At 58.8% G+C, this 9,504-nt stretch carries 8 protein-coding genes and 5 pseudogenes; 5 read left to right on the top strand and 8 right to left on the bottom strand.

Annotated features, from left to right (window positions below; all coding sequences use genetic code 11):
- The 4 genes and pseudogenes from EOB59_RS36585 to EOB59_RS22525 all read right to left on the bottom strand — a co-directional run.
- Positions 1–287, bottom strand: a 287-nt coding sequence (locus EOB59_RS36585; protein ID WP_245486707.1) for a CoA transferase, incomplete at its 3' end; no start/stop codon positions are given.
- Between the two features lie 32 nt (positions 288–319).
- Positions 320–1,555: a methylaspartate ammonia-lyase gene (locus EOB59_RS22535; protein ID WP_127395343.1), complete on the bottom strand. Its 1,236-nt coding sequence runs from the start codon at positions 1,553–1,555 to the stop codon at positions 320–322.
- Between the two features lie 308 nt (positions 1,556–1,863).
- A pseudogene (locus tag EOB59_RS22530) lies at positions 1,864–2,270 on the bottom strand (transposase); the annotation flags it as partial.
- Positions 2,271–2,542: 272 nt separating this feature from the next.
- Positions 2,543–2,761 carry a helix-turn-helix transcriptional regulator gene (locus EOB59_RS22525; protein ID WP_128289274.1) on the bottom strand — a complete coding sequence of 73 codons (219 nt, stop codon included), beginning with the start codon at positions 2,759–2,761 and terminating at the stop codon, positions 2,543–2,545.
- A 385-nt stretch (positions 2,762–3,146) separates the two neighbouring features.
- Between EOB59_RS22525 and EOB59_RS22515 the strand changes: the two are divergent.
- Positions 3,147–3,402 (top strand): annotated as a pseudogene (locus EOB59_RS22515) (DDE-type integrase/transposase/recombinase); the annotation flags it as partial.
- A 13-nt stretch (positions 3,403–3,415) separates the two neighbouring features.
- A complete protein-coding gene (locus tag EOB59_RS36580; protein ID WP_245486708.1) occupies positions 3,416–3,670 on the top strand; it encodes a hypothetical protein in 255 nt (84 codons plus the stop codon).
- A gap of 60 nt (positions 3,671–3,730) precedes the next feature.
- Here the strand turns inward: EOB59_RS36580 and EOB59_RS22505 are convergent, their stop codons facing one another.
- The 3 genes from EOB59_RS22505 to EOB59_RS22495 all read right to left on the bottom strand — a co-directional run bounded on the left by EOB59_RS22505 (position 3,731) and on the right by EOB59_RS22495 (position 6,829).
- On the bottom strand, positions 3,731–4,963 hold the full coding sequence (locus tag EOB59_RS22505; RefSeq protein ID WP_128289273.1) for an acetyl-CoA carboxylase biotin carboxylase subunit family protein: 1,233 nt from the start codon (positions 4,961–4,963) through the stop codon (positions 3,731–3,733).
- Between the two features lie 887 nt (positions 4,964–5,850).
- Positions 5,851–6,147, bottom strand: coding sequence for a hypothetical protein (locus EOB59_RS35680; RefSeq protein ID WP_206622065.1), 297 nt, complete (start codon positions 6,145–6,147; stop codon positions 5,851–5,853).
- Positions 6,148–6,325: 178 nt separating this feature from the next.
- Positions 6,326–6,829 carry a helix-turn-helix domain-containing protein gene (locus tag EOB59_RS22495; protein WP_164895722.1) on the bottom strand — a complete coding sequence of 168 codons (504 nt, stop codon included), beginning with the start codon at positions 6,827–6,829 and terminating at the stop codon, positions 6,326–6,328.
- Positions 6,830–7,057: 228 nt separating this feature from the next.
- Here EOB59_RS22495 and EOB59_RS22490 point away from each other — a divergent pair.
- The 3 pseudogenes from EOB59_RS22490 to EOB59_RS22480 form a co-directional block, all read left to right on the top strand.
- Positions 7,058–7,282 (top strand): annotated as a pseudogene (locus tag EOB59_RS22490) (IS3 family transposase); the annotation flags it as partial.
- A gap of 13 nt (positions 7,283–7,295) precedes the next feature.
- Positions 7,296–7,451 (top strand): annotated as a pseudogene (locus EOB59_RS22485) (transposase domain-containing protein); the annotation flags it as partial.
- Positions 7,452–7,772: 321 nt separating this feature from the next.
- Positions 7,773–8,461, top strand: a pseudogene (locus tag EOB59_RS22480) (IS630 family transposase); the annotation flags it as partial.
- Between the two features lie 258 nt (positions 8,462–8,719).
- On the opposite strand, the gene EOB59_RS22475 reads toward EOB59_RS22480, so the two are convergent.
- The coding region (locus tag EOB59_RS22475; protein ID WP_128289281.1) for an IS110 family transposase at positions 8,720–9,504 on the bottom strand (785 nt) is incomplete at its 5' end.

Raw genomic sequence — 9,504 nt, 5'->3', positions numbered from 1 at the left:
TTCAGATTCTGGATAAAGACGTCGGCAGCAGCAACAAGCGTGTCCAGCACGGCACGGTCCGCCTCCAACCTCAAATCCAGGCAGACTGACTCCTTACCCCGGTTGAGCCAAACGAAGTAAGCGCTTTGCCCCCGCACCAACTTATCGTAATTCCGGGCAAAGTCTCCCTCAGGCCTCTCAACCTTGATCACGCGAGCGCCTGCATCGGCAAGGCGAGACGATGCATACGGTGCAGCAACGGCCTGCTCCACAGCTACGACAGTGATCCCCTCAAGAGAGTTCTGCATGCAACACCGCTCTATTCATCCAACATTTTGTCTTAAGCCCGGCGACGATTCAGCATCGCCAGCAACCGGTTCTGTTCATTGCCCACGATCGAGAATGCCTCGTCGACGCCCATTCCAGGCTTCGCAAGCATCATGTCTGCCTGGGTCGCCACCGATACGTGGACAGAAGCCTGGGCAGAGAGATCTGTCTCGGTACAGCTTCCTCCAACGTACGCGCCTATCTTGTTCTCCTTGCACAGGAGCACGGCACGTGCCGTGTCAGCCAATGAGCCGACATCGGGCGTCTTGATTTGAATGAGATGCGCGGCCTTCGCTCCTGCAAAGAGGCGGATATCCTCAAGCGTGTTGCACCTTTCGTCCACGACAATACGAGCACTAGAACCTCGGTCGTCCAAAATCGATACAATCCGGGCGTAGTTGTCAATTTGGGCTTGCGTCGAACCAAAGTCCGCCGGAGACTCAATGTTGAGCACGAAATCCGGGACGGTATCTGCAACCCTGCAGATAAAGTCGGCGATGCTTTGCAGCTCCAAGCCGATTTCCTGGCCGATCCAGCCATACACATCAAAATGCAGCACCGGATGATAACCCGGGCGGCCGATTTGCCGCGTACGCGTTGCAACCCACGTCACGAACTCCATGAAGGTCTGGCCGCCGACGCCGAATTTCTGCCGTGAGTTGATCAGGCCATGGGGAAGCACATCCACCCCCTTCAGGATCATTTTGTCCACGTTGATTTCGCGAGCATCGCCGCTCTGACAATAAATGGGAACCCTGCGCGTGGGCAGCGGCAATTCAAACTCGGAACATATGACTTCGGCCATGGTCTTGCGCCGGAGATGGGCGGCCGCGGCAAGAAGAGCTTGGCTAACGCCATATTCGAGCGCCAAGGGTAGCCGCATCCCGCGAAAGGGCTCAAAGGCCCTTGCGCAAGCGTCTAGAAAACAAAACGCATCGAGACCGAGAAGCCGAGGCGCTACAGCACGCAAGGTCAAATCCGCAATCTGATCGACATCGAAGAAAGGATCGCGTCCACCAGCACCAGAGTATTGGACGCCCATCATGTCGCCCCAAACAATGACGTCGTCGGACAGAACCAGCCCAATGCTGAGCGAAGATGCCGGAACGCGAATGGACCGGAATCCGGAAGTAGCGGGTTCGCCGGCATACCTAAACCCGTCCTGGATCGCGCCACCGCGAATGGCAGTCTGGTCATCATAGAAAAAAGCGCCGTTCCCGGGCGCGATCAGGATGTCTGTAATCTGCATATTCGGCTCGATTCGTTCTACTGTCAGCACCAGGCCTTTTCGATCCATTGCAGTCCCAACTATGCCTCAGCTACCGCCCTGTTCGCCAATACATAGTCAGGGGCTGAACCATCGCGTTTTTAGATGGCCAACCTCCGTCTCCGGGGAAACGCGCCCGGTCGGCTCCATCGCAGGAAGTGAGGCTTGTGTTGCCCGGTCCTTGGCGACAACCGCCGCTCTTGCTGCGGAGGCAAGCCTGCGGACACCGCTTAGGAAGGCGTTTCCTTGCGTCGAACATCACTCCTGCTCCTCGCGCGGCTTAGCGCGCCGATCCGAGCTTCGATGCCGGCCTGATCACGGCGGCGGGAGTTGTAGTGATAGGTCGACGTGCCGAACTCCAGAAGCCGGCATGCCCGCCGGATCGACACGTTCCACTCATCACACGTCTCCGCTACCAGCTCACGTTTGCGACCAGGCCTCATAGTTTTCGGCGAATGACGTCCTGCAGCATCTCCTTGTCCAAGGAGAGATCGGCCACCAGCTTCCTGAGCTTGCCATTCTCGTCCTCAAGCCGCTTCATCTCGGTCGGCAGCAGTCCGTCGTATTTCTTCTTCCAGTTGAAGTACGTCGCCTGGCTGATCCCCGCCCGACGACAGATCTCCGCGACGGAGATTCCGTCCGATCCCTGCTTCAGAATGAACGCCTTCTGCGCATCTGAGAACTTCGATGCCTTCATTCGTCTTCCGTTCCTCCCAGCCAGGGGATGTTACCGCGGAAAACTCCGCTTTCGAACGATTCAGTTTTCAGGGATCAGAGCAATCAGAGCATTTAATCGCCACGGGTCGTGCTGTTGGGCTCTTTGTGGCTGCCGCTGCAACCATATGGCCGAGACTGCCTGCTTGCCGAAGAAAAGCCGGCTCAGTTCACGACAGGAGCGCGTCGTCAGGCGTGCGAGCGCCGTCAAAAGCTGGCTGGATTTTCCGCTTCCGCCGAGGGCGATCGCGAATGCTATACCTTGCGCGATGGTTTTATTAGCTCGCAGGGGTCAATGCTGAACGCCTCCGCAAGTCGTCCGAGCACGCTGACGCTTGCGGAGACGCGGGCACGCTCGATCGAGCCCACATAGCGCATGCTAAGATCCGCGCGTGCAGCCAACTCTTCCTGCGTCAGATCCTGTTCATGGCGCAAGCGATGCATGTTGATCGCCATGACCTCTTTGAGATCCACAGCGAGATAGGCGCTGAAAAGGAATTATCGTTCTAGGAAGGATCGTTCCTTCTTTACAGTTTGGTCGTCGGTGAAGAAGCTCAGCCAGGCCGCAACCGGCCGGCCGCCACCATCTACTCACATCAAATTGGCAAGACCGAAAATGAAGCCAACATCAAGGACGAAGTCCCCTGGTCGGAAAGCCTCACGAGCTACGACAGGGAGCATTTCACCATTTACCGGCGGATCCTGGACGCCTGTGCCGACAATGCCAGCGTAGAAGAGCTGGCCGATCTCATTCTGGGCATCGATCCGGCTCTTGAGCCAGTGCCGGCGGTTCTGTTGCAAACTTTTCAGTTACGGGGATTACGGCATGGCTTTCCGGTTATCTGCCGGAGGGTTTCAAATGATCAAGGGCCGCCATTTCGACCAGGTATCTGGCCTATGGCTTGAGCCTGCCCGACCTGAAGGATATGATGGCCGAGTGCGGCGTAAGCATTGACCATCTCCATCTCTGGGTCGTTCACTTCTCGCCATTGCTGCTGACGCACTTCAATCGGCGCAAGCGCGCCGTGACCGGCAAGTGGCATGCGGATGAGACGTACATAAAGTCCGTGGCCAGTGGATGCATCTCTATCGCGCCATTACACAGTGTCGGCGACCGTCGCGTCCGCCATGGTCGACCCGATCCCATTGTCAACGACGGCAGCGATGCCGGGCGAGGAACTGGCGCTGATCGGCCCATCAAGTTCGGGTAAGACAACCATTCTGCGCATCCTGATGACGCTCGATCTGCGGCGCGACAATGAAGCTGCGAGCGCGGCTTCTCATCAGAATTGGCGCGCCACACGAATCGATCAACACGGTAATATTAATGGTGAGCAACTCTATCACACGGAGCGTGACGGCATTTGCACCAATGTTGGGTGAAGGTCATCTTACCTGGCGCCACCTGCGCCGGCGTGCGGAGGTAAGGGCCGAAGATTGTCTCTAATCGCCACGGCTCGGAAATGGTGTGATTGACCAACTGATCAATTCGACGGCCCGCTGAAGTGCGACCTCGGTCTCAGCAAGGCTGGGGGAAACGGCGATGACATGTCCGATACCGTCTCGGTAATCGCCTTTCCTGACGATCGGCGTCTTCGGTTCAACATACAGTTTGACCTCGACGACGCCTGATATGGCAGCCGCCCGACTGACGCCATCAATCCAATCGAGGATGCCATCGCGATCAGTATCCAGTATCCGCGTGGCCGCAGTGTACGAGTGCCTTGAGCGCAAATTCGATTCGCCGCCGATGAAGAGCTTGATGTGCTCGGTGACGAGATCGACACCGTAAGCCAGCTGAACCAGTTGAGAATCGAGCGCGCCCGCAAGGCGCGGATTGACTTCAATGACCACTGGGCCAAGCTTCGTCCACCGGAATTCAATGTTCGTTGGCCCCCAGCCAAGGCCGAGAGCTCGCAAAGACTTCAGCGAAACATCGGCGATACGCTCATGCTCGTCATCAATCAGCTCGGCCGGAAAGGTGAACTGACGATAGACAAAATGCGGTGGGGGGCCGAAGTCAGAGGTGGTAATTCCAATGACTTCATTTCCCATTATCTGAGCGGTATAATGGGGACCTTGTGCGAATTCTTCGACCAGTATCCTCGGCGAAGACCGCCATATGTGCTTCCCGCCCAACAGATAGGCGGTATGTTCGGCTAACTCATCGACATTGCGGCACAATCGGACACCGCGGCTGCCGCAGCCTACGGCTGGCTTAAGAATCACCGGCAGGCCGATCGCCGCAGCAGAGCTTTCTACGTCCGTCGCATTCGCTGCCAAGCGATAAGCAGGTACTGCAACGCCGGCCTCCGCGAGGAGCTGACGTTGAGTGAATTTGTCGCAGCATCGTTCAATCGATGCGGGGTTCGGTCCTGGTAGATCGAAATACCGGCAGAGCTTGCCGGCTGTCACGTGGACCGACTCGTCGGCGCCTGTAAAGCCAGTAATGCCAGCAATGTCATAGGTCGCACGCAGCTGGGAACATTCGCGGATCAGCACGTCGAGATTGTCTGTATCGACACGGATTGCCTCAACTCCTTCCACCGCAAGATAGTCGTAACGAGCGGGATCGGCGGACAGGGTAATTGGATGAAGACCAAGACGCTGGGCCGCTTGGACGTATAGGCGACTATTAGTTCCGCCTTCAAGCAGAATGAGAGCTCTTCTTGCCATTGACTCGTTAACCTCTTAGCTGATGCTGTGCGGCGGTCCGAGCATCAGCTTTTTAGGCGTGCCGATCCTCAGACCTGGCAGTGCACTTACCATTTTCAGCGATTTGCGGTCGCAAAGATTCTGCAAATTTAGTTGAAGGTTTCGTTGCAATAGCTGTGCTAAGATGCCGGAGGATTGGTTAGCTGCTGGTCGGGCGGCGAGACTGGGGAATGATCTGTAGCCGTGCATGTGCCGCACGCGGCGCTAGCGACCCCGATGCTCCTCCTCGAGCGTCTTGATGAGGTACGGGCTCTGGTGGATCATCGATAGCCAAAACCCGGGAACAATCCTGCAAGCGATTTGTGGCGTCACAGGAAACGTCTGCCTCACGGTCGGTCTGCTGCCATCGGTGGTGACTCGGACCAGCCGGCCTATGATAGTCGAGGGCTTTCTGAAGAAGCGATTGGCGGCTGGCAGGTCCCGCTGCTCGATGAACCAAAGCGTGACGAGTTGCGAACGCTGACGCTGCCAGCAAAACTCCGCTCGCGCAGGTTGAAGCGCTTCACCGGCAGGGGCAAGAAAGCGGACGACCCAATGGCGGACGGTCGTGTGATCGACCGCAATGCCGCGCTTGAGCTATAACGAATTTGGGTGAAGAGGTGTCGATAGCGAATTAAGTTGTCCGGTTTAGGTAGCACACGAGTTGTCCGCTGCTTCTGCTTTTGTTCTCGCGACCGCCGAGCGGATTCAAGCGGCTTTTTGTCTGTCCACTTCTATTCCATTGTGATCGTAGCGACCCAGACAACGTGGCCCGTGAAAGATGGCATAGGCGCCGTCATGATAGCGGCGCACCTTGACTGTCGCCTTGACGAAATGCGGGCGCAACGGGCTCTCGGGGATTTGCAGCTTCAGCCGATTGAATGAGACGCAATTGTCATTGCCGACCAGGCGCCCTCCTGAATGCACAGGATCTCACCCAGATCGACGCCGGGGATGGCGACAAAGGCTGATCCTTCCTGTTCGGGCTTGACGGCGAAGCGCTTGTTGTGGGCCGGAATATAAACGTCGCGCAGAAAGGCGTTGGCCTCCTCCATGGCGGTGATCCCGGCCAACGCCAACTCTTTCGTCAACCGGTCTTGCAAGGTATGGAAAACCCGCTCCGAACGACCCCGTGCCTGCGGCGAATAAGCCGCGATATGCTCCACGCCAAGGTGAGCCAACGCGCGACCGACTGTGTCAGGTTTGTCCGGTCGATCTTTCCGCCAGCCTGCGTCGTATGGAAATAATGACTGCCTCGATCGGTATAGAGGCTCAACGCCAGGCCATGGCCGCCAAACACCTCCTCCAAAGCCCGAAACGTCGAAGCCGTCCCTTCTTCCTCGGTCAGAAAGCCCGAATAGATCGTGTTCGTCGCATCGTCCATCGTGACGATGAGGTCGAGCGCGGTTGGCCAGCGAGCCAGACGTGGCGCGAGCCATCTTGATGCAGCATCATCCCTGGCAAGGGCCGGCGCGGCCGCTTGCGCCGGTGCGCCCCACGCCTGGATGCCTTGGTCAACAGGCCTTTCGAGTGCAGGAACGCCTTCGTCCAGGTGTAACTCCAGTTGAATTGATGATCGCGCACCAGAAGTTCGTGAAAATGCTTGGCCGTGAACCCGCCGTAACGCGTCCGGTAGAGCGTCTCGACCTCAAACTCCCGGTCCAGCGGAACCCGCTTGCCCGACGCCTTGCCGAGACGGCGGTCCAATAAGCCGGCCTCCCCAGCCTCTTCATACCTGCAGCACCAGCGCCGAAGGGTCCGCTCGCTCAAACCCAGCAACTGCGCCGCCTCCATCTGGTTGAACTCCAGAGCCTCATACCGGCTCAAAACGTCTCGAAACTTGATCATTCGCACACCTTGATTGGCTTCCGACCGGCGCATCCAGACCCCGCAAAAGGTCGAGACCTACTGGACAGATCGTGTGCTACCTAAACCGGACATATCGTGTGCTACCGACACAATTTGGGTTAAGAGGTTGATTAAGTGGAGCTTGCGGCTTATTATTGATGACCTCAATCCCATCCTGGAGCCTGGACCTGCGAGCAGTTTGGGCAACTGACTTTGTCCCTTCAATGTAAGCGAACCTATCGCATTTACAGGAATTTGGGCCTCCAACTGAGGAACAAGACGCCCAAGCGGCGCGTAAAGTCGAAGCTGCGGGAAGATCGCCAGGAGGCCATTGGCTCGAACGACGTCTGGGCGAGGGACTTCGTCCACGATCAGCTCGCCCCCGGCAAGAAGATCCGTGTGCTGACGGTCGTCGACACGTTCTCACGTTACGTGCCGGTGCTCGATCCGCGCTTCAGCTAGCAGCGGGCGGACATGGGCCACCATCGCCACGCTGCTGGCCACCGCCAAGATGAACCAGGTCGATCCGCACGCCTGGCTCACCCAGACCCTCGAGCGCATCGCCAATGGCTGGCCAAACAGCGACGTCGAGGCGCTCATGCCTTGGAACTACCAGCGCTAGACGGCATCAGCTACGCGCTTACTACGGAGCGACAGGAGGCGTGTCATGATGTCTGAGAAGATCAGGCCGCACCATCTGGAGCGCGTCGTGAGAGTCCAATGCTGCGCTCGAATCTCGCATTTGCGATGGGGTGCCCGAAGCGGGTGTTAAATCCTGCAGCAGCGCCGCCAAGCCGCGTAGCGCAGTAAAATCGACATGGGGAGCGGCGCCAACCTGCCAGGCGGCACTAGAGCGGGATGAATTGAGTCTGAATCGAAAGGGGATTCCCGAAGGCGAGCAAATCTGATTCAACCTGCTGGCTGGGTCAGGAGGCCGGCATGGATGGGCAAGCCTTACTCGATGGATCTTCGCACGCGGGTGGTAGCGTCGGTTGAGCAGGAGGGCCTGTCGCGACGTCAGGCCGCAGAGCGCTACGGGGTTGGAATCAGCACGGTCATCCGATGGGTGCGCCGCTTGCGCGAGACGAACAAGCTGACACCCGGCAAGATGGGTGGGCACAGACCGAAGAAGATTGCCGGAGAGCATCGGGAGTGGCTGTTGGTACGCTGCCGGGCGGCGGAGTTCACGCTGCGCGGTCTTGTGGCCGAGCTTGGCGATCACGGCCTGAAGGTCGATTACCGCTCGGTATGGGAGTTCGTTCACGCCGAGAAGCTCAGTCACAAAAAAAGACGCTGATCGCCAGTGAGCAGGATCGCCCCGATGTGGCGCGCCGGCGGGTCCAGTGGGCAAAGCATCAGGACCGCATCGATCCTTCCCGCCTGGTGTTCATCGACGAGACCTGGACCAAGACCAATATGGCGCCGCTCAGAGGATGGGCGCCGCGCTGCGAGAGGATCAAGGCCAAGGTGCCGCACGGTCATTGGAAGACCATGACCTTCTTGGCGGCACTGCGCCACGACCGTGTCGATGCACCATGGCTGATCGACGGACCGATCAACGGCGAGCGTTTCCAGCTCTATGTCGACAAGGTTCTCGCCCCAACCCTCAAGCCCGGTGACATCGTCATCATGTGTGGACGCCCCCGTTGGTGCAAGAAGAATCTTTTCGAAGAGCGCGGAGCGTGGTCGGGTGCTGACATGTGTCCGGCCTCTGTTGCGGCTGTCATATGCCGCGGGCCCGTATGGGAGTTCGCGGAGCGGGTCCAAAACAATCTGGCGCGCTCGAGGCGCGTATCCATGATCTGGTTTTCCCGATCCCGTCTCATTGACCGTAGCGCCATTATCTCCGTTCGACCTTCTCACACTTTGGCGGACCGCCCGGGGAGCGGACTACCCTGCCAGAGCCGGTGCCCTGTAGGTCCCGCCCTTGGCCATCAACGCCCACACGACGCGTGCCGTCCTGTTGGCCAGGGCGACGATCACCAGCATGGGCGGCTTGCGGCTCAGCATCCCAGAGAGCCAAGGATCTGCTGCCGCGCCTTTGCGCATCGCCCAGCGCACGGTCGCGCTGGCCCCGACGATCAGCAGCCGGCGCAAAGTCCGCTCGCCCATTCGGGACGTCTCGCCGAGCTTTTGCTTGCCGCCCGAGGAACGTTGCAGCGGCGTGAGGCCGAGCCATGCCGCGAAGTCCCGGCCTCTCCGGAACGTCCGGGCCGAAGGAGCCAACGCGGCAACGGCAGTTGCGGCAATTGGCCCTATACCGGGAATGGTCATCAATCGCCGGGCTTCCGCATCTTCCTTGGCGCGCCGGGCGATCTCGCGGTTGAGAATGGCCGCTCTCTCATCCAGCGTGCGGAGCTGCTCAACGAGCAGGCATAGAACCGGCCGGACGGCTTCGGGGATGGCGGAATCCTTATCCTCAATCGCCGCGACGAGCTTGGCCACGTAGAAAAGCCCCTGCGCGGCCACCAGCCCGAATTCGGCAAGATGGCCCCGCATCGCGTTGATCGTCTGCGTACGCTGGCGAACCACAAGATCGCGAATGCGGAACACCATGGCCGCCGCCTGCTGCTCTTCGCTCTTTGCCGTTACGAACCGCATGGTCGGTCGTTGTGCGGCTTGTTTAGTCCCGGCATTTGCTGGAGCGGATCGAGTTTGAAGCGTTCCGGTTGTGA

The sequence above is a fragment of the Mesorhizobium sp. M7A.F.Ca.MR.176.00.0.0 genome, assembly GCF_004023165.1.
GTDB lineage: Bacteria > Pseudomonadota > Alphaproteobacteria > Rhizobiales > Rhizobiaceae > Mesorhizobium.
This window is presented reverse-complemented; position numbering and strand designations above follow the sequence as displayed.

Bases quoted from the DNA above. Each gene is read 5' to 3' on its own strand.
- EOB59_RS36580 (WP_245486708.1), top strand. From the start codon at position 3,416: ATGGTCGACCCGATCCCATTGTCAACGACGGCAGCGATGCCGGGCGAG.
- EOB59_RS22495 (WP_164895722.1), bottom strand. From the start codon at position 6,829: ATGATCAAGTTTCGAGACGTTTTGAGCCGGTATGAGGCTCTGGAGTTC.
- EOB59_RS22535 (WP_127395343.1), bottom strand. From the start codon at position 1,555: ATGCAGATTACAGACATCCTGATCGCGCCCGGGAACGGCGCTTTTTTC.
- EOB59_RS22505 (WP_128289273.1), bottom strand. From the start codon at position 4,963: ATGGCAAGAAGAGCTCTCATTCTGCTTGAAGGCGGAACTAATAGTCGC.